Genomic DNA, 18,944 nt, shown 5'->3' with positions numbered 1-18,944 from the left:
ATATTTTTCAGAATAAAGCTTTGCTCATTTATGGTTGTTAGCTGAGTTATCAGTATCTATTTCTGCGGCGCGTCTTGAAGGGCGTGGAAAATATTTTTTGCATCCTCCATGACAGAAATCATACCGGTTATGGGCAGGGGGGCGCCGGGCAAGCACGACGTGCTGGCACTGACAGAGTCATCACTTGCGACAGAAGTTAGCGTTTCTGCGCGGCTATGGTAGCTTGCTGGTTTTGTTCGGTTGTGGAAAACAGATATGGACGTCAATCCTGCAGCGCTGTCTGGCGGTGCTTCTCGCCTGTCCCAAGTGCGCTGGTGGCAGGCGACACTCGATATTTTGCCCCTCTCCATCTCGGTCATCCCCTGGGGGATATTGTGCGGCGCCCTGGCGCTGCAGGTGGGGTTGAGCCCGCTGCAGGCCCAATGCATGTCGCTGCTGGTCTATGCCGGCGCAGCCCAGCTTTCGGCCACCACTTTGTTCGGGGCGGGCACGCCGCTGCTGCCCATCATGGGGTCGACGGTTGTCATCACCTCCCAGCATCTGCTGTACGGCTTTACCTTTCGCCGCGACGTGCTGCCGCTCTCCCTGCGCTGGCGCGCGAGTCTCGCCTTCTTTCTGACCGACGAGATGTTTGCTGTGGCGCTCAAGGATAGGGAGCACAACGGGCGCTTCGACCCCGCCTATGCCCTGATCGCGGGCTTCGTCTTCTATCTGTTCTGGAATCTGGCGACCCTGCTCGGCATCGCCGCCGGCCAGTACATCGACGGGCTGGAGCAGATGGGACTGGATTTCGCCATCGCGGCCACCTTTATCGCCATGACCATCCCCGCCATGAAGAACCTGCCCATGGTGGCGGCGACCCTGGTGAGCGGATCCATGACGCTGCTCACCAAGCCGCTGTTGGCGGAGGTGTACATCATCGTTTCGGCTCTCTCCGGCATGGTGGTGGGATACGTGCTGCACCGGATGAGGAGATAAGCATGACCTGGCTGATGATAGGCCTGCTGGCCCTGATCACCTTCTTCAACCGCTTCGCCTTCTTCTCGCGTCTGACCCGCTATCAGCCCGGTGCCGAGATGGGGGCCTTCCTCAGCTTCTCGGCCCAGTCGGTGCTGACCGCCATCTGGTTGCCCATCGTCTTCAGCTACGAGCCGGGGCAGGGGATCTCCTGGGATCCCGACTATCTGGCCGCCACCCTGCTGGTGACGGTACTGACCCTGTTGCGGCTGCCGACCCTGGTGGTGGTCGTGGTCGGCATGGGGGGCTTCTTCCTGCTGCGCTGGCTGGGGGGCGTGGCAGTGCTGTTGTCCTGATGGCGAAAGGGGCGTGATCTCGCATGGCGGATGTCATTTATTGACATCCGCCATGTTGCCAATGTCACTTCAAAAAAGGCCTTTAAAGGGTAAGGATATGGTGTCATCTGTATAGGAGCGCCCCATGTCTTTCACCCAAGCCTGCCAGCGTATCGTCCGTGATCCCCTGCTGTCACCGGCCCAGAAGAGCCACGCCCTGGCGCTGGCCGCCGAAAATGCCCTGCCCTATCCCGACCTGCCCGAGGCGGTAAGCGAGGCGATGGCGCAGGGGTTTATCTGCGACATGTTCGAAGGGCATGCTCCCTACAAACCGCGCTATGTGCTGCCCGACTATGAACGTTTCCTCCTTCAGGGCTCCGCCTGGCTGGAACTGGCACCGCCGCAGGATTTCGACGAGGCGCTTGATGCCCTGCGCATCCTTTATCACCATGTCCCCTCCGTCACCGGCATGCCGGTCTGGCTGGGGCGGCTCGATCACCTGCTGCTGCCTTTCGTCGGCGGGCTGGATGACGATGCGCTCTATCGCAAGCTGAAAGCATTCTGGATCTACCTGGATCGGGTGCTGCCGGATGCCTTCATGCACGTCAACATTGGCCCTGATGGCAACCGTCTCTGCCGCCTGATCCTGCGCATCGACGGCGAGCTCAAGCAGGTGGCGCCGAATCTGACCCTGTTCCACGATCCTGCCGTGACGCCGGATGCGCTGCTGTTGCAGGGGGTGAAGAATATCGCCAGTTGCAGCAAGCCCCACATCGCCAACTACCCGATCCACAGCGCGACCTTTGACGAGCGCGGCTTTGGCATCGTCAGTTGCTACAACGCCCTGCCGCTGGCCGGTGGCGCCAACACCCTGGTGCGCATTTCCCTCAAGCGGGTGGCCGAACAGGCGCAGGGGATCGACGATTTTCTCGGTTGCCTGCTACCCCACTACTGTCGCCTAGCCTCCCAGTTGATCACGGCGCGCGCCGCGTTTCTGCACCGTGAGTCCGGCTTCTTCGACAGCTTCCTGATCAAGGAGGGACTGCTGGAAGAGGCGCGCTTCGTCCCCATGTTTGGCATCTATGGCATGGCGGAGGCGGTCAATATCCTGATGGACAAGGAGAATCTGCCGGATCGCTACGGCCGTGAGGAGGAGGCGAACCAGCTCGGCTATCGCATCTCTGCCCAGCTCGCCCGTTACGTGCAGGAGGCGCCTCAGCCCCACGCCTGGCGGGGTCATGCGCTGCTTCACTCCCAGGGCGGTCTCAGCGTGGATGTGGGCGTGACCCCGGGAGTGCGCATTCCCTATGGTCAGGAGCCGGATCCCGCCAGCCATGTGCTGGCCCTGGCGCCCCATCACGGCTTCTACCACTCGGGGATCAGCGAGATCCTCACCCTGGAGCCCACCATTCGCCAGAATCCGCAGGCGTTGCTGCAGCTGTGCAAGGGGGCACTCGCCATCGGTATGCGGGAGTTCACCGCCAACGTGGCGGACAGCGATCTGGTGCGGGTGACCGGCTACATGATCCGCAAAAGCGATGTGGCCCGTTTTGCCGAAGAGGGCTCGCGGCTGCAGACCACCTGTCTCGGTGCCGAGGCGAGCGAGGTGACCGCCATCCGCCAGCGGGCGCCGCGGGTCATCGCCCATGAGGCGCTCGTCAGCGAACTGTGAATGGCGGCGACATGAAAGATAGCGCCAGGCAGTGCAGCGCCCGGGTCAGCCGGATGTTGCCCTTCTCCTGTGTCGACGGGCCGGGCAACCGCCTGGTGCTGTTTCTGCAGGGGTGCAATTTCAACTGCCCAAGTTGCCACAACCCCCACACCATAGGCTTGTGCGATCACTGCGGTGACTGCGTGCCAGGTTGCCCAAGCGGGGCCCTGACCATGGATGAGGGCAGGGTGAGCTGGCAGGCGGCGCTTTGCACCGACTGCGATGCCTGTCTGGATATCTGCCCCCGCAGCGCCAGCCCCAAGACCAGCATCATGACGGTGGCCGAGGTGCTGTCCCTGCTGCGCCGCTACGGCCCATTGCTTACCGGCATTACCGTCTCCGGCGGCGAGGCGACGACCCAGCTCCCCTTCGTGATCGCCCTGTTCACCGCCATCAAGCAGGCGCAGGATCTGGCGCACCTAACCTGCCTGCTAGACAGCAATGGATCTCTGGCGGAAACCGGCTGGCGGCGGCTGTTGCCCGTGCTCGATGGCGCCATGATCGATCTGAAGGGGTGGCGAGAGTCGGTACATCTCTCCTTGACCGGCTATGGCCGCGAGCGGGTGCTGGCCTCGCTGCAACTGCTGGCGGAGGAGGGCAAGCTGGCCGAGCTGCGCCTGCTCCATGTGCCGGGGCGCAGCGATTTTCTCGATGGGCAGGGGGAGCTGGCGCCTGACCTGATCGCCTTCTTGCGGCGATTGGGATCTGTGCCCATCCGCCTCAACGGTTTTCGTCACCACGGGGTGCGCGGCGAGGCACGAAACTGGCCGCAGGCATCCCGCAGCGAACTGGTCTTGCTGGCCAATCGGCTAACCGGGATCGGTTTGGGGCCAGTCTCGTTGCCAGCCCTGATGAGTGAGTAGTTATCCGGTTCTGCCGGGCAGGATAAAGGCTGCAACTGTGATTTCTGTCTATTGGTCGGGGAGCCGGACGGCGGCTAGAATATCGGCCATTCTCCCTCAATGACAGATAATCATGAGTGAAAGCAAGGCGTTATATCGGGTTCAGTTCATTTGCCACAGCGAGCGCTATGAGGTGTATGTGCGCGAGGTCAATCAGGGGCAGCTGTTCGGCTTTATCGACATTGCGGATTTTGTCTGGGACACCCACTCGGCTCTCATCGTCGACCCCAGCCACGAGAAGCTCAAGAGCGAATTTGCCGATGTGCGCCACACCCTGATCCCCATGCACCAGGTGCTGCGCATCGATGAGGTGCAAAAACAGGGGGCTGCCCGCATCACCGAGCTTGGCAACAACGTCTCTCCCTTCCCCGGCCCCATTTATACCAAGCGTCCCTGATATCGGGGTCATGTTTCGCCGAGCCTGAATATGACTTGCCGCCCGCTCAGGGCGGCGAGAGGTCCCGCCCCAGCGCCAGGATCCGTTGCCGGAACCAGTTGCGTGCCGAACTCTCTCCGGTCGGGCCATACCACACCAGGCTGTGGCTCACCTTGCCGTAATCGAACGGGGCGGGACGCAGCGCCAGATCCGCCTGCTTTGCCATGTGGGCGGCCCAGCCGCCGACGGCGGTGAGGATCAGATCCGTCCCGGGCAGCAGGGCTGCCGCGCTGGAAAAATCCGGCATGGTGGCGCCAATTTGGCGCCTTACCTGCTGCTGGGCCAGGCTCTGCTCAAAGAAGGGATTGGCCAGTTCGCTGTCGCGAATGGCGATATGGCGCCAGCTCAGGTAGGCGTCGAGATCCCAGTGTCGCGCCAGGGCCGGGTGATTTCGGCGCAGCAGGCAGACGAGTTTCTCTTCCCGCAGGGTTTCCCATACCAGCCCGGATTGGCGGGGCGGAGGCTGGCTCTGATCATGGGGCAGGATCACAAAATCGAGCTTGCCCGCGACCAGCGCCTCCAGCCCCTGTTCATCCTTGTTCCAGATCTCGGGAACCAGCCCGGGCACCTCCTGCATCAGCTGGCCCAGAATGGGGCCGACCGGCCAGGTCATCATGCTCTCCCGCATCCCCAGGCGCAGGGTACCCTGCCACTGCAGAGGGTCGAAGGCGTTTTGCTGGGTCAGGCCACTCAGCTCGCTCAGTAGCCGGTGCAGGGTAGGCGCCAGCCGTTCGGCGAAGGGGGTGAGCAGCAACTGGTTGCCCTGGCGGTAGAGCAGCTGGTCACCGAGCAGTTCCCGCAACTGGTTGAGGGTCTTGCTGACGGTGGAAGGGGTGGTGCAGAGTCGCTCGGCGCAGCGGGTGACGCTCTGGCAGTCGAGCAGCAGGTGCAGGGTGACCAGATGGCGTCCTCCCAATCGGGACAGGGCAATCAGATCCATAAAGGCTCCTGAAAGAGGATGAAAGCGAAAAGAATCGACCAGCTGCCTACGGTACTGGCGAGCGCCAAGGTTGGGAAGTCAATTCGGGGTGACTGGATGGCGTACTCATGTTTGGGCGGGAGAGTGCAATCAGGTATCTGATGACTTCTGAAGTTGCATAAAGCGGGCAGGGGACAAGAAAAAGCCCCGCCAAAGCGGGGCTGACGGGATTAGCCCTTGAGCACGGCGGCCATGGCATCGGCCACGTAGTCGACGTTGCGGCTGTTGAGGCCGGCCACGCACATGCGACCGGAGCGCACCAGGTAGACGGCGAACTCCTCGCGCAGGTGGTCGACCTGCTCCGGCGTGAAGCCGGTGTAGCTGAACATGCCGCGCTGGTTGATGAAATAGCTGAAATCGCGGCCTGGCACCTTGGCGCTCAGCACTTCGTAGAGCTTCTGGCGCATCCCCTTGATGCGGGTGCGCATCTCGGTCACCTCATCCACCCACATGGCGTGCAGCTCGTTCTGGCTCATCACGGCCGCGGTGATTTGGCCGCCGTGGGTGGGGGGGCTGGAGTAGTTGCGGCGCACGGTAGCCTTCATCTGGCCCAGCACCCGGCTTGCCTCTTCGGCGCTCTGGCAGATGACCGACAGGCCGCCGCAGCGCTCGCCGTAGAAGGAGAGGTTCTTGGAAAACGAGTTGCTGACGAAGAAGCTGACGCCGGCGGCCACCATGGCGCGAATGGCGTAGGCGTCCTCCTCCAGGCCGTCGCCGAAGCCCTGATAGGCGATATCCATAAAGGGAATCAGCTTCTTCTCGACCACCAGGGTGATGACCCGATCCCACTGGGCGCGGGAGAGATCCACCCCGGTCGGGTTGTGGCAGCAGGGGTGCAGCAGCACGATGCTTTGCGGCTGCAGCTGGTTCAGACAGTCGATCATGGCGTCGAAACGGACGCCGCCGGTGGCCGCATCATAGTAGGGGTAGTCGTGCACCTTGATGCCGGCCCCCTCGAACATTGCCTTGTGGTTGTCCCAGGTGGGATCGCTCACCCACACCTCGGAGGTCGGGAAGTAGCGCTTGAGCAGATCGGCGCCGATCTTGAGAGCACCGGAGCCACCAATGGTCTGGATGGTGGCGATGCGGCTGGCCTTGACCGCCTCGTGGTCGGCGCCAAACAGCAGGTGCTGCACCGCGGTGCGGTAGTTGGCGGCACCCTCCATCGGCTGGTAGGGACGCGGCGCCGGTGCAGCGGCGCGCTGGGCCTCGGCCTGCTGCACCGACGGCAGCAGCGGGATACGACCCTGCTCGTCGTAATAGAGACCGATCCCGAGGTTCACCTTCTGCTCACGGGGGTCTTTGTGAAAGGTCTCGACCAGGGTCAGGATGGGGTCGCCAGCGTAGGCGTCGACGTGTTCAAACATGGGGGGTCCTTGCGAAATAAAATCCAGATGATGGCGATCAATGATCGGCGGTCATCATGGCGTAAAGCGGGCGAGGGCTCAAGCCCGGCGCACGTGGGGATGGCGGCTTCAGGCGATCATTTGCGGGCCGGGGGCTTCCCGATTATTTCAGGTAGGATCGCAGGACGCTGACCACCTGGTCGAGATCTTCCATGCGCTCGGCCGGAGTGGCTTCTGCGGCGCCAAGATGCTCGCGCATATGACCCTCCAGCACCTCCAGCATCAGGCCGTTGACGGCGCCGCGAATGGCCGCGATCTGCTGCAGGATGGCGGCGCAGTCGCTCTCCTGCTCCAGGGCATGCTCCAGTGCGCTGGCCTGGCCCTTGATGCGGCGAACCCGCGTCAGCAGCTTCTTCTTGCCGTGAATGGTGTGTGACATCAGGATCCTCTCGATCAATAAAACTATACTGGGGTATAGTATATGACATGTCCCGCATCAGGAGAAATCCATGTCATCCCTCGCCTCGTCTCACTGCCATCAACCCGTCATTCACGAGGGGAATCCGCTCGCCGAACGCAAGACCCGTTGGGCCGTGCTGCTCACTGTCATCATGATGGTGGCCGAAATCGGGGGCGGCTGGTTCTACAACTCCATGGCACTGCTGGCCGACGGCTGGCACATGAGCTCCCATGCCCTGGCACTGGGGCTGTCGGTGTTGGCCTATCGGGCGGCGCGTCACTTCGCGCGGGATCACCGCTTCTGCTTCGGCACCTGGAAAATTGAGGTGCTGGGGGGCTTCACCAGCGCCCTGATGCTGGTGGGGGTGGCCCTGCTGATGTTGGTGGAGTCGGGGGAGCGGCTGCTCCACCCGAGCGAGATCCACTACCAGCAAGCGATCGCCATCGCCCTGCTGGGCCTGCTGGTCAACCTGGCCTGCGCCTGGCTGCTCAAGGACGACCACGGCCATCACCATCACGGCCATGATCACCACGGTCACGCCCATCATGACCACGATCACCATGAGCATCACGGTCATAGTGATCTGAACCTGCGCGCCGCCTATATCCACGTGCTGGCGGACGCCGCCACCTCGGTGCTGGCCATTCTGGCCCTGGTGGGGGGCATGTTGTGGGGAGCCGACTGGCTGGATCCCGTGATGGGCATAGTCGGGGCCGGTCTGGTGGGGGGTTGGGCGGTCGGGCTGCTGCGCCAGACCGGGCGGGTGCTGCTGGACGCCGAGATGGACGACCCCGTGGTGGCGGAGATCCGCGAAGTGATCGCAGAGCTGCCCGATACCGAGATCCGCGATCTCCACGTGTGGCGGGTGGGGCAGGCGCAGTATGCCTGTGTACTCTCCCTGCTGATGGCGGCGCCTCTGCCAGCTGGACAGATCCGTGAGCGGCTCGCCATCCACGAAGAGCTGGTGCATGTAACCATAGAGGTCAACGGCCATTGAGCCTCAAGGGGGGCATCGACCCCCGCATCCCAACCGCGACCACCAGGTTGCGGCACTGGGGGCGCGAGTGTGCCGCCTCTTCCTCTCTCCTGATTTGTTGCTGGAAAGCCTCCTGTGGACGGAGGCTTGTTCGCCGCAGAGTGCTTCGTCCGCATTATTCATCCTGATTTAAATATGTGACTCCACACATCTGGTCGGCCTTGATTCCAGGGTGGGTAATATGCAGAATGCAAACGGCAATAGTTCTCACTCTAACTACCTCAAGGAATGGATGATGAAAATGAAGATGTTGGCACTGGCTTTTTCTGCGTTGGCGGCTCAATCGGCTTTTGCAGCAGGGGAAGTGAATGTCTACTCCAACCGCCAGGATGAGCTGATCAAGCCCATCATCCAGCAATTCGAGAAAGAGTCGGGCATCAAGGTCAATGTGGTGTTCGCCAAAGAGGGTCTGAACGAGCGTCTGGAGCGGGAAGGCAAGCTCTCCCCGGCGGATCTGATGCTGACCGTCGACATCAGCCGGCTGACCGATCTGGTGGACAAGGGCCTGGTGCAGCCGGTAGACAGCAAGATCCTGCAGGAGAACATCCCCTCCATCTATCGTGATCCGGAGAACCGCTGGTTCGCCCTCACCACTCGCGTGCGCGCCATCTATTCCAGCAAGGAGCGCCTCGGCAAGCTGGACACCATCAGCTACGAAGATCTGGCAAAACCTGAATTCAAAGGGAAAATTTGTACTCGCAGCGGCAAGCATGAGTACAATGTGGCCCTGGTCTCCTCCATGATCGCCCATCACGGCATGGCGGATGCAAAAACCTGGCTGGAAGGGGTCAAGGGCAACCTGGCTCGCAAGCCGCAGGGCAACGACCGGGATCAGGTCAAGGCGATCAAGGATGGCATCTGTGATGTCTCCCTGGGCAACAGCTACTACCTGGGCGCCATGCTGAAGGATCCGGCGCAGAAGTCCTGGGCCGATGCCGTCTATATCAACTTCCCTAACCAGGGGGATCGTGGTGCCCACGTCAACGTGAGCGGCGTGGCCATGACCAAGTATGCCAAGAACAAAGAGGCTGCCCAGAAGCTGATGGAGTTCCTGGCCAGCGATACCGCCCAGCACATGTATGCTGACGTGAATGCCGAGTATCCGGTCAAGGCCGGGGTCGAGCCTTCCGCCATGGTCAAGTCCTGGGGTAGTTTCAAGTCTGACCCTATGCCGGTCAGCGATTACGCCAAGCACCGCAAGGACGCCTTGCAACTGCTGGATGAAGTGAAATTCGACTTGTAATCAGATGGGGCCAACGGCCCCATCAACATCTGTGGACACATGAAAAATTTTGGATGGATTACCGGCAGCTGGGCCACCGCCCTGCTGCTGGCTTTGCCGGTGCTTGCCCTCGTCTTCTCCGCCTTCTCGGCTGACGGAGATCTGTTTCGCCATCTCGCCGATACGGTGCTTCCCGCTTATCTTGGCAATACCCTGGGGCTGGTTATCGGGGTGGTGCTGCTCAGTCTGCTATTCGGCGTGCCCACCGCCTGGCTGGTGGCCATGTGTCAGGTGCCGGGGCGCCGTGCCCTGCAGTGGGCCTTGATGCTGCCCATGGCCATGCCCTCCTACATAGTGGCTTATGTCTACACGGATCTGCTCGACTACTCGGGCCCGTTGCAGGCGGGGCTGCGCACCCTGTTTGACTGGCAATCCCCCGCCGATTACTGGTTTCCGGCCATCCGCTCCCTCGGCGGCGCCGCCTGGGTGCTGGCGCTGGTGCTGTTTCCCTACGTTTATCTACTGACCCGCGCCTCCTTTCTGGAGCAGTCAGTCAGCCTCATTCACTCCAGCCGTCTGCTGGGCTGCACCCCCTGGCAGAGTTTTCGCCGCCTCAGCCTGCCGCTGGCGCGCCCGGCCATCATGGTGGCCGTATCGCTGGTGGCGATGGAGACCCTGGCCGATTTTGCCACAGTCCACTTCTTTGCCATCAACACCCTGACCACGGCGGTCTACGACACCTGGCTCGGCTACGGCAGTTTGGCCACCGCCGCCAAGCTCTCCTGCCTGATGCTGCTGGCGGTAGTGCTGCTGATCGCGATGGAGCGTCGCTCCCGCCAGCGCCAGCAGGTGTTCCAGAAGTCGATGGGTCACGAACAGCCGTTGCGCTACCCGCTCAAGGGGATGCGGCGCTGGCTGGCTGCGATCTGGTGCTGGGGGCTGGTGCTGGCCGGCTTCGGCCTGCCATTCGTCATCCTGCTGGATTATGGGGTGCGTTATTTCGAGTTGTCGTGGACGCCGGAGTTTGTCCGCTTCGCCGGCAACAGCCTGCTTATCTCGGCGCTGACTGCCCTGCTTGCCATGGGGATCGCCCTGTTGCTCGGCTTCTTCCGCCGCCTCGACGGTGGAGTCAAAAGCCTGCTGCCCCTTCGCATCGCGGCCATGGGCTACGCCATGCCGGGCACAGTGCTCGCCATCGGGGTGCTGGTGCCGCTGACGGCCCTCGATTTTGGTATCAACGATCTGGCCGAGTGGCTCGGCCGTCAGGGCCCGGGCCTGCTGCTGACGGGTACCCTCACCGCCATCGTGTTCGGTTATCTGGTGCGCTTCGTGGCCATCGCCATCGGCTCGGTGGAGAGCAGCATGGGCAAGATCTCCCCCAGCCTCGACATGGCGGCCCGCTCCCTGGGACAGGGGGATGGCGGCATGCTGCGGCGGGTGCATCTGCCGCTGGTGCGCCGCGGCCTGTTTGCCGGTGCCATGCTGGTGTTCATCGAATCCATGAAGGAGCTGCCCGCCGCCCTGCTGCTGCGGCCGTTCAACTTCGATACCCTGGCGACCCATGTCTACCAGTTCGTGTCGGACGAGATGCTGGAACGGGGGGCGCTTGGCGCCATCGTCATCGTGCTGGTGGGCCTGTTGCCGCTCATCTGGGTCAACCGCAGCCTGGATGGCCCGGGCCACTGACCCCGAAAACATGTTATAAACAGCGCCACCCCGCACTGGCGCGGATGGTCGACCGGCCACGGCCGGTTTGAATCAAAAGCATATGAGGATGTAAGTCGTGTCTTGCCTGCAGGTTGAGAATGTCAGCTGCCGTTACAACGGTCGCAATGTGCTGGAACAGCTGTCCCTGACGGTGGCCGACAACGAGATCGTCTGCCTGTTGGGGGCGAGCGGTTGCGGCAAGACCACCTTGCTCAAGGCCATCGCCGGTCTGATGCCACTGGCCGAGGGGGCGATCCGCCTGGGCGACACCCTGCTGGACGGGCCGGATGCGAGTGTGCCGCCCGAGGCGCGCAACATCGGCATGATCTTCCAGGATTACGCCCTCTTCCCCCATCTGACGGTGGCGGACAACGTCGGCTTCGGGCTGACCCGGCTCGATCGTTCGGCTCGCCAGCAGCAGGTGGAAGAGGCGCTGGCGCTGGTCAACCTGCAGGGGCTGGGGGATCGCTATCCGCACCAGCTCTCCGGTGGCCAACAGCAGCGGGTCGCCATCGCCCGCGCCCTGGTGTGCAAACCCAGGCTGATGCTGCTGGATGAACCCTTCTCCAACATCGACACCCAGGTGAGGATGAAGCTGATCCTCGAGATCCGCGCCCTGCTCAAGCAGCAGGGGATCGGCGCCATCTTCGTCAGTCACAGCAAGGAGGAGGCGTTCGCCTTCGCCGATCGACTGGCGCTGTTCCGGGCCGGTCATATCGAGCAGGTGGGCCAGCCGGAGCAGCTCTACCGCCGCCCGCAGAACCGCTTCGTGGCGGAGTTTCTCGGTGGGGTCAACTATCTGGCCGCCGAAGTGGTGGACAGCCACTGCGTGCAGACTGCACTCGGCGTGGTGTGCGGCACCGAACCCCACGGTCGGGCGGTGGGCGAGCGGGTGCAGCTGATGCTCAGGCCCCAGCAACTGTCGCTGGAGGCTGCGGTCGGTGGCGAGCTGAAAGTGCTGGAACAGCAATTCCTCGGCCACCACTGCCGGGTGATATTGGACATCCAGGGGCAGCGGCTGGAGGCGAGCATAGGCGAACCCCTCGCCGGTGAGCGGGCGCGGGTCAACGTTGCCCCCCATGCGCTGGTGCTGTTTGATCCATTGCCGTGACAGACCTGATATCGTTGTGAAATCAAGGAACTGACCCGATAGCGGTTTATAATCGCGCCATGCCCATTGCCCATACAGGGGAGAGATACATGAAAGCCCAAGCCGGGATCTGTGCAGAGCCGAATCTGCATGCCCTCTATCTGATGTTCAATCGTACCGGTGATGCAGCCGAGCTGGTTGCCCGTCTGGCCAGGATGCCTGCCCTGTGGGAGGCCGTCGCCGCCGATTTTTCCGATGCCGGTTTCAGCGGTCTGGTCGCCGTCGGCGCCGATGCCTGGGATGACCTCTATCCCGCTGCCCGTCCTCCCCAGTTCCGCGGCTTCATGGCCCAGTCCGCCAATGGTCAGGAGGCGCCCAATACCCCGTTTGACTTGTTCGTCCAGCTGCGTGCCGATCGGGTCGATGTGCTGCATCACGCCGGTCAGCGTGTGATGGCGCTGCTGGCCGGGTTGGTGGAGCTTGCCGAAGAGGTGCGCGGTTTCCGTAACCTGGATTGTCGCGATCTGACCGGTTTCGTCGACGGCACCGAGAACCCGCAGGATGACCACAGGGCCGAAGTGGCGCTGATCGACGGTGGCGAATTTGCCGGTGGCTCCTACGTTCACGTCCAGCGCTGGGTACACGCCATGAGCGACTGGGAGAAGCTGGCCCTGAAGGATCAGGAAGACATCATCGGTCGCACCAAGGCCGACAACATCGAATACGAGTCGGCCGACAAGCCGCTGACCTCCCACATCAAGCGGGTCAACCTCAAGACTCCGAAGGGGGAGTCCATGGAGATCCTGCGCCAGAGCATGCCTTGGGGCACCATGACCGAGCAGGGGCTCTACTTCATCTCCTGTTGCCGCACACCGCTGCACTTCAACGCCATGCTGGCCAGCATGTACAAGGGGGAGGGCAGCCACTTCGACCATCTGCTGCGCTTCACCAGGGCGGTGACAGGGGCGGCCTTCTTCGCGCCATCGGTCGACTTTTTGCTGGCCCGGGGCCGTTAAGTCCGAACTGGCAACAAGCCCGAATCAGCAGAGAGTGCAGATAACAAAAATCCCGGCCAAGGCCGGGATTTTTCGTTCAGGTCGGGTCGTCAGGCCTGATTAAGGGGTTTGTTCGAACAGCTCAAGGGCGGAGAGATAGAGCTCTTCGATGTCGGTATCGCTGGTGGGGGTGATGAAGATGGTGTCATCACCGGCGATGGTGCCGAGGATCCCTTCCGCCTTGCCGAGGGAGTCGAGCAGACGAGCGATCAGCTGGGCCGCACCCGGACTTGTGTGGATCACCACCAGAGCGCCGTTGTGGTCGACGTCCAGCACCAGGTTCTTGAGCGGGCTGGAGGTGGTGGGCACGCCCAGTTCCACCGGCAGGCAGTAGACCATCTCCATCTTGGCATTGCGGGTGCGAACGGCGCCGAAGCGGCTCAGCATGCGCGATACCTTGGACTGGTTGATGTTCTCGAAGCCCAGCTCTTGCAGGGCGGTAACGATTTCTGCCTGGGAGCCGAATCGCTCTTCTTTCAGCAAGGCTTTAAAGGCCTTGGCCAGTTTTTCTTGCTTGTCGTTGTGTTTCATCTTGGTCTCACGAATGAGGAGGTGTAGCGGCCAGCGAGAGGGCAGGCGGCAGATACGAACAGCGCGGCCATTTTGCATTCATATGCCGATTTTTGCAAGGAAGCGGCGCTTGTTCTGCATATTGATTCAAAAATGGCTTGCGTGAGCCTTGATAAGGGGTAGAATCAGGACGAAATTTTGCAAATTTATTCAATTTGGTTGTATGGGTATTGAATTAGTCGGTATCGAAAAATCCTGGCACAAGGTGCCGGTGCTGCAGCAGGTCAGTTTCCGGACCGCACCCGGCGAGACCTTGGTATTACTGGGGCCGAGCGGCGCGGGCAAGAGTTCCCTGTTGCGTATGATGAATCTGCTGGATACGCCGGATGCCGGTGTGCTGCGCATTGGCGAGAGTGAATTTTCTTTCCCGAGCACTCTGTCTGCCGCCGACTTCAATCGCCAGTCACAACTGCTGCGGCGCAAGGTGGGCATGGTATTCCAGCAGTACAATCTGTGGCCCCACCTCACGGTCATGGAGAATCTCATTGAGGCGCCGGTCAAGGTGCTCGGCATGAGCAAGGCGGCGGCCATCGAGAAGGGAGCCTATCTGCTGGCCCAGCTGCAACTGGCCGACAAGCGCGATGCCTGGCCAGCCCGTCTCTCTGGCGGTCAGCAGCAGCGGGTGGCCATAGCCCGCACCCTGATGATGGATCCGGAAGTCTTGCTGTTTGACGAACCGACGGCGGCGCTCGATCCCGAGATCACCAAGGAGGTGGCCGAGATCATTCGCAACCTGAGCCAGACCGGCATTACCCAGGTGGTGGTGACCCACGAGGTGGAATTTGCCCGCAAGGTGGCCAGCCAGGTGATCTATCTGGAGAAGGGGCGCATCATAGAATCAGGTAGCGCTGCCATTTTCCAATCTCCGCAAACCAGCCGGTTTGCCGAATTCTTGATGCATTGATATTGAGTCGATAAGGAAGCTGTCATGAAAAAGAGTCTGTTGCTGGTTGCCGCCATGGGGCTGCTGAGCACCCAGGTGCTGGCGAAAGAGATCAAGTTCGCCACCGAGGCGACCTATGCGCCGTTCGAATATCTGGATGAGAAGAACGAGTTCCAGGGGTTTGACATCGATCTGGCCCGCGCCATCTGTGCCCAGGCCAAGCTGGAGTGCAGCTTCCACAACCAGGCCTTCGACAGCCTGATCCCCAGCCTCAAGTTCCGCCGCTACGACGCCGCCATCGCCGCCATGGACGTGACCCCGGAGCGGGCCGCTCAGGTCGACTTCTCCGACATCTATTACGAGAACTCGGCGGTATTCGTGGCCAAGAAGGATGCCTTCAAGCAGCCGGAAGAGATGGTGGACAAGACGATCGGCGTGCAGAACGGCACCTCCCACCAGTCTTATCTGGTGGACAACTGGGTCGGCAAGGGGTTGCTCACCGTGCCTTACGCCAGCTATCAGAGTGCCTTCCTCGACATGATGAATGGCCGCACCGACGGGGTCTTTGCCGATACCGCAGTCGCTGCCGACTGGCTCAAGCAGCACAAGGAGTACGGCGTGGTCGGTGAGCCTGTGACCGATGCCAAGTACTTCGGTACCGGCTTTGGCATCGCGGTGGCCAAGGGCAACCAGGAGTTGCTGACCAAGCTGAACAAGGGGCTGGCCGAGATCAAGGCCAACGGCACCTATCAGAAGATCTTCGACAAGTACTTTGCCCAGTAAGCCATGTTGAGCCTGTTGTTGGACGCAGCCTGGATGACCCTCGGGCTGGCCTTGGCATCACTGGTCGGGGGTATGGTGCTGGCGCTGGCGTTTAGCGCCGCCGAGCTCAGCAAGCGCCGTTGGCTGGTGTGGCCGGTGGCCACGCTCACCACCCTGATACGCGGTCTGCCCGAGCTGCTGGTAGTGCTGTTTATCTACTTTGGCTCGACCCAGGTGCTGTTTCTCATCACAGGTGAGTATGTGGAGTTCAGCCCGTTCGCCTGTGGCGTGCTGGCGCTCTCTCTGCTGTTCGCCAGCTACGCCACCCAGACCCTGCGGGCGGCACTCAATGCGGTGCCCGCCGGGCAGCGGCTGGCGGCGCTGGCGCTGGGCCTTGGCAAGGGCCACATCTTCTTTTGCATCGTGCTGCCCCAGGCCTGGCGCCACGCCCTGCCGGGGCTGGGCAACCAGTGGCTGGTGCTGCTGAAAGACACGGCCTTGGTTTCCCTCATCGGGGTGAACGAGATGATGCGCCAAGCCCAGATGGCGTCGGCCAGCACCTATCAACCCTTCACCTGGTATGCTGCCGCCGCGCTCATCTACCTGGCCATCAGCCTGGTGAGCGAATACGGCCTTGGCCTCGCGGCCCGTTACACCCGCCGCTACGGAGGCTAATCGATGCAAGAGTATCTCGTCACCCTGCTGGGGGGTCTGCTGACCACCCTAGAGCTGACCCTGTTCAGTCTGTTGCTCGGTATCACGCTGGCGCTGCTGATGACCTGGGTGCTGGAGCGGCGCATCCCGCTGGCGACCCAGCTGGTGCAGCTGTGGGTGCTGATCTTCACCGGCACGCCGCTGCTCATCCAGATCTTCCTCATCTACTACGGGCCCGGCCAGTTCGAGTGGCTTAAACAGAGCCCGCTCTGGCCACTGCTCAAGCAGCCCTGGTTTTGTGCCGTGCTGGCACTCGGCCTGAACACGGCTGCCTATTCGACCCGTTTGTTCAAGGGGGCGCTCGACGCCATTCCGTCTGGTGAGGTGGAGGCGTGCCGCGCGCTGGGGTTTTCGGCGGGGCAGACCCTGTGGATGAAGGTGCGTCATGCGGCGCGGCGACTGGTGCCCGCCTACTCCAACGAGGTGATCCTGGTGCTCAAGGGCAGTTCGCTGGCCAGTACCATCACCATCATGGACATCATGGGGCTGGCCCAGCGTCTCAACGCCCAGACCTATGACACCCTGGCGGTGTTCGGCGTCGCGGGTGCCCTCTACCTGACCATGAACGGATTGTTAACAATTGGTTTTCGCTGGTGTGAACGGCGAGCCCTCGCCTTCCAGAGCTGAAACCAGTCAATCTACCTCTTTGTGGTGAGGGGTGATGCAGGAAATCTGTGCTTCCCCTCCAATTTTTCGCATTTTTCCCCATTTTTATTCGCCGCCTGTCTTCTGGTTCACATAACCCGTTATTGCAACTGTTATCAGATTGTTTTTTATGGGGGGATCCATTAAGGTTGGGCGCACAACAACAAACAACCTTAAACCTACGCTTAAACATGGAGTTGATCATGAAAGTTGCCGTTCTGGGTGCCGCTGGTGGCATCGGTCAAGCCCTCGCTCTGCTGTTGAAAAATCGTCTGCCTGCCGGTTCCGAACTGAGCCTGTATGACATTGCTCCCGTGACCCCGGGTGTTGCCGTTGATCTGAGCCACATCCCCACCGACGTGGCCATCAAGGGCTTCTGCGGTGAAGACCCGACTCCCGCCCTGGCCGGTGCCGACGTGGTGCTGATCTCTGCCGGTGTGGCGCGCAAGCCGGGGATGGATCGCTCCGATCTGTTCAACATCAACGCCGGTATCGTCAAGAACCTGGTAGAGAAGTGTGCGGCGACCTGCCCGAAAGCCCTGATCGGCATCATCACTAACCCGGTCAACACTACCGTCGCCATCGCCGCCGAAGTGCTGAAAAAAGCCGGTGTCTATGACAAGCGTCGCCTGTTCGGTGTCACCACTCTGGACGTGATCCGTGCCGAGACCTTCGTGGCCGCCGCCAAGGACCTGAATGTCGACAACGTGCGTGTCAACGTGATCGGTGGCCACAGTGGTGTGACCATTCTGCCGCTGCTCTCCCAGGTTGAAGGGGCCTCCTTCACTGCCGAGGAAGTGGCTGCCATGACCAAGCGTATCCAGAATGCCGGTACCGAAGTGGTAGAAGCCAAGGCGGGTGGCGGCTCCGCAACCCTCTCCATGGGTCAGGCTGCCTGCCGTTTCGGTCTGTCGCTCATCAAGGGTCTGAAGGGCGAAGCCAACGTCATCGAGTGCGCCTATGTGGAAGGCAATGGCGAGCACGCTACCTTCTTCGCCCAGCCGGTGCTGCTCGGCAAGAACGGTGTCGAGACTGTGCTGGACTACGGCAAGCTGAGTGCCTTCGAGCAGGAAGCGATGGAAGGCATGCTGGCTACTCTGAAAGCCGATATCCAGCTGGGTGTCGACTTCGTCAAATAAGGGGTTCATCCTCGCGCAAAGGGAGCTTCGGCTCCCTTTTGTTTTATTGGGCAAGGTGACAGGCTAAGGGGAGCGGGATTTTGGCCGATAACAGAGAGCAGCAGGAGATCCCTATGATGAAACCCCTTACGCTTCTTGTTCTGAGCATTCTATTTACCTCGCCCTTGTACGGCGCCGAGGCGGTGTCAGCTGCTGCGCCAAGCGAGACGCCCGCTGTTGCTGTCGTGGCCCCTGCTGCGAGTGCAGCTGCGCCTGTCCCCTCTGCCGCGACCCCGAGTGCTCCCGTGTTGTTGCCGGCAGAACCCCTGTCGCCTGCGCCAACAAGCAGTGCTGCACCTACTTCAGCGGCCGCCCCCTTGCCACAGGCAACACCGGCTCCTGTCGTGACGCCGCTGTCGGTCGGCGAGTTGCAAGCGGTGCCCCTCTATCGCCAGGACGAGCTGCTCAACTGGATTGAACAGGGGCGCCATCTCAAACAGGTCAAACAGGACCGCTGTCAGTTGACCCAGGATATCGAGGCGCGGGCCTCGGTGATGAAGATCCCGGCCTATCAGTTCCTGTGGGGCGATATGCTGGCCTGGGGAGTTTGCACCAAGTCCAATGCCGAGCTCGGGGTGCAATATATGTGGGAGGCAGCCAATCAGGGACTGGCGCCTGCGCTGGAACAGTTGGGTCGCTACTACTGGAAGGGGACGCTGGTGCAAAAGGATCTGGTGCGTGCCGAAACCCTGATGCGCGAGGCGGCCAGCCAGGGTTTTCTGCGGGCCAGGATCGAGTGGGTCGAGATGCTGCTGCAGGGAATGGGCAGTCCGCTTGACTACGAGGATGCCTACCGTTGGTTGCACGGCTCCGTGATAGGTGACAAGGCATTGCACCAGAAGGCGGCGAGCCTGCTGAAGCAGCTTGGCAACCGTATGCCCGCCAACGTGGTGGCTCGGGCCAAGGCCATGCACTGAAAAAATGACCCACGGATCTGCATCCGTGGGTCGAGAGGT

Annotated in this window: 20 protein-coding genes; 16 read left to right on the top strand and 4 right to left on the bottom strand. The window is 61.7% G+C overall.

The window, feature by feature from the left end; all coding sequences use genetic code 11:
* The first annotated feature begins 255 nt into the window (after nt 1–255).
* The 5 genes from ACB028_RS14415 to ACB028_RS14395 all read left to right on the top strand — a co-directional run bounded on the left by ACB028_RS14415 (nt 256) and on the right by ACB028_RS14395 (nt 4,302).
* Nucleotides 256–978 carry an AzlC family ABC transporter permease gene (locus ACB028_RS14415; RefSeq protein WP_371144567.1) on the top strand — a complete coding sequence of 241 codons (723 nt, stop codon included), beginning with the start codon at nt 256–258 and terminating at the stop codon, nt 976–978.
* 2 nt (nt 979–980) lie between these two features.
* Nucleotides 981–1,313, top strand: a complete 333-nt coding sequence (locus ACB028_RS14410; RefSeq protein WP_342010918.1) for an AzlD domain-containing protein — start codon at nt 981–983, stop codon at nt 1,311–1,313.
* A gap of 124 nt (nt 1,314–1,437) precedes the next feature.
* Nucleotides 1,438–2,964 carry a YjjI family glycine radical enzyme gene (locus tag ACB028_RS14405; protein ID WP_371144566.1) on the top strand — a complete coding sequence of 509 codons (1,527 nt, stop codon included), beginning with the start codon at nt 1,438–1,440 and terminating at the stop codon, nt 2,962–2,964.
* Between the two features lie 11 nt (nt 2,965–2,975).
* Complete coding sequence (locus ACB028_RS14400) at nt 2,976–3,866, top strand: YjjW family glycine radical enzyme activase (RefSeq protein ID WP_371144565.1); 891 nt, start codon at nt 2,976–2,978, stop codon at nt 3,864–3,866.
* Nucleotides 3,867–3,978: 112 nt separating this feature from the next.
* A complete protein-coding gene (locus tag ACB028_RS14395) occupies nt 3,979–4,302 on the top strand; it encodes a DUF1820 family protein (protein WP_026456223.1) in 324 nt (107 codons plus the stop codon).
* A gap of 46 nt (nt 4,303–4,348) precedes the next feature.
* On the opposite strand, the gene ACB028_RS14390 is transcribed toward ACB028_RS14395, so the two are convergent.
* From ACB028_RS14390 to ACB028_RS14380, 3 genes are all read right to left on the bottom strand, one after another.
* A complete protein-coding gene (locus ACB028_RS14390) occupies nt 4,349–5,281 on the bottom strand; it encodes a LysR family transcriptional regulator (protein ID WP_042070472.1) in 933 nt (310 codons plus the stop codon).
* 209 nt (nt 5,282–5,490) lie between these two features.
* Nucleotides 5,491–6,687 (bottom strand): aromatic amino acid transaminase, encoded by a 1,197-nt coding sequence (locus ACB028_RS14385; protein ID WP_371144564.1) that lies wholly within the window; start codon nt 6,685–6,687, stop codon nt 5,491–5,493.
* Nucleotides 6,688–6,829: 142 nt separating this feature from the next.
* The gene (locus ACB028_RS14380; RefSeq protein WP_026456226.1) at nt 6,830–7,105 is read right to left on the bottom strand and encodes a metal/formaldehyde-sensitive transcriptional repressor; all 276 of its coding nucleotides are present in this window, start codon (nt 7,103–7,105) and stop codon (nt 6,830–6,832) included.
* A 70-nt stretch (nt 7,106–7,175) separates the two neighbouring features.
* On the opposite strand from ACB028_RS14380, the gene dmeF reads away from it, so the two are divergent.
* The 5 genes from dmeF (at nt 7,176) to ACB028_RS14355 (ending at nt 13,197) form a co-directional block, all read left to right on the top strand.
* A complete protein-coding gene (dmeF, locus tag ACB028_RS14375) occupies nt 7,176–8,123 on the top strand; it encodes a CDF family Co(II)/Ni(II) efflux transporter DmeF (RefSeq protein WP_371144563.1) in 948 nt (315 codons plus the stop codon).
* Nucleotides 8,124–8,397: 274 nt separating this feature from the next.
* Complete coding sequence (locus ACB028_RS14370; protein WP_371144562.1) at nt 8,398–9,405, top strand: Fe(3+) ABC transporter substrate-binding protein; 1,008 nt, start codon at nt 8,398–8,400, stop codon at nt 9,403–9,405.
* 39 nt (nt 9,406–9,444) lie between these two features.
* Nucleotides 9,445–11,070 (top strand): iron ABC transporter permease, encoded by a 1,626-nt coding sequence (locus tag ACB028_RS14365; RefSeq protein ID WP_201980967.1) that lies wholly within the window; start codon nt 9,445–9,447, stop codon nt 11,068–11,070.
* Nucleotides 11,071–11,167: 97 nt separating this feature from the next.
* Nucleotides 11,168–12,202: an ABC transporter ATP-binding protein gene (locus ACB028_RS14360; RefSeq protein WP_201980970.1), complete on the top strand. Its 1,035-nt coding sequence runs from the start codon at nt 11,168–11,170 to the stop codon at nt 12,200–12,202.
* An 89-nt stretch (nt 12,203–12,291) separates the two neighbouring features.
* The gene (locus tag ACB028_RS14355) at nt 12,292–13,197 is read left to right on the top strand and encodes a Dyp-type peroxidase (protein ID WP_371144561.1); all 906 of its coding nucleotides are present in this window, start codon (nt 12,292–12,294) and stop codon (nt 13,195–13,197) included.
* A 99-nt stretch (nt 13,198–13,296) separates the two neighbouring features.
* On the opposite strand, the gene argR is transcribed toward ACB028_RS14355, so the two are convergent.
* Nucleotides 13,297–13,767, bottom strand: a complete 471-nt coding sequence (gene argR / locus ACB028_RS14350) for a transcriptional regulator ArgR (RefSeq protein WP_005340378.1) — start codon at nt 13,765–13,767, stop codon at nt 13,297–13,299.
* Between the two features lie 202 nt (nt 13,768–13,969).
* Between argR and ACB028_RS14345 the strand changes: the two genes are divergently transcribed.
* The 6 genes from ACB028_RS14345 (at nt 13,970) to ACB028_RS14320 (ending at nt 18,905) form a co-directional block, all read left to right on the top strand.
* A complete protein-coding gene (locus ACB028_RS14345) occupies nt 13,970–14,710 on the top strand; it encodes an ATP-binding cassette domain-containing protein (protein ID WP_042070463.1) in 741 nt (246 codons plus the stop codon).
* 24 nt (nt 14,711–14,734) lie between these two features.
* Entirely contained in the window at nt 14,735–15,472 is a 738-nt protein-coding gene (locus ACB028_RS14340) for a transporter substrate-binding domain-containing protein (RefSeq protein WP_342010910.1), read from the top strand.
* A gap of 3 nt (nt 15,473–15,475) precedes the next feature.
* Nucleotides 15,476–16,126, top strand: a complete 651-nt coding sequence (gene artQ, locus ACB028_RS14335; protein WP_371144560.1) for an arginine ABC transporter permease ArtQ — start codon at nt 15,476–15,478, stop codon at nt 16,124–16,126.
* 3 nt (nt 16,127–16,129) lie between these two features.
* Complete coding sequence (gene artM / locus ACB028_RS14330; protein ID WP_342017807.1) at nt 16,130–16,792, top strand: arginine ABC transporter permease ArtM; 663 nt, start codon at nt 16,130–16,132, stop codon at nt 16,790–16,792.
* Nucleotides 16,793–17,013: 221 nt separating this feature from the next.
* Complete coding sequence (gene mdh / locus ACB028_RS14325; RefSeq protein WP_342017806.1) at nt 17,014–17,949, top strand: malate dehydrogenase; 936 nt, start codon at nt 17,014–17,016, stop codon at nt 17,947–17,949.
* Nucleotides 17,950–18,305: 356 nt separating this feature from the next.
* Entirely contained in the window at nt 18,306–18,905 is a 600-nt protein-coding gene (locus ACB028_RS14320) for a tetratricopeptide repeat protein (protein ID WP_224211572.1), read from the top strand.
* Nucleotides 18,906–18,944 lie beyond the last annotated feature (39 nt).

The sequence above is a fragment of the Aeromonas sp. S9(2024) genome, from assembly GCF_041403185.1.
Classification (GTDB): domain Bacteria; phylum Pseudomonadota; class Gammaproteobacteria; order Enterobacterales; family Aeromonadaceae; genus Aeromonas; species Aeromonas enteropelogenes.
This window is presented reverse-complemented; position numbering and strand designations above follow the sequence as displayed.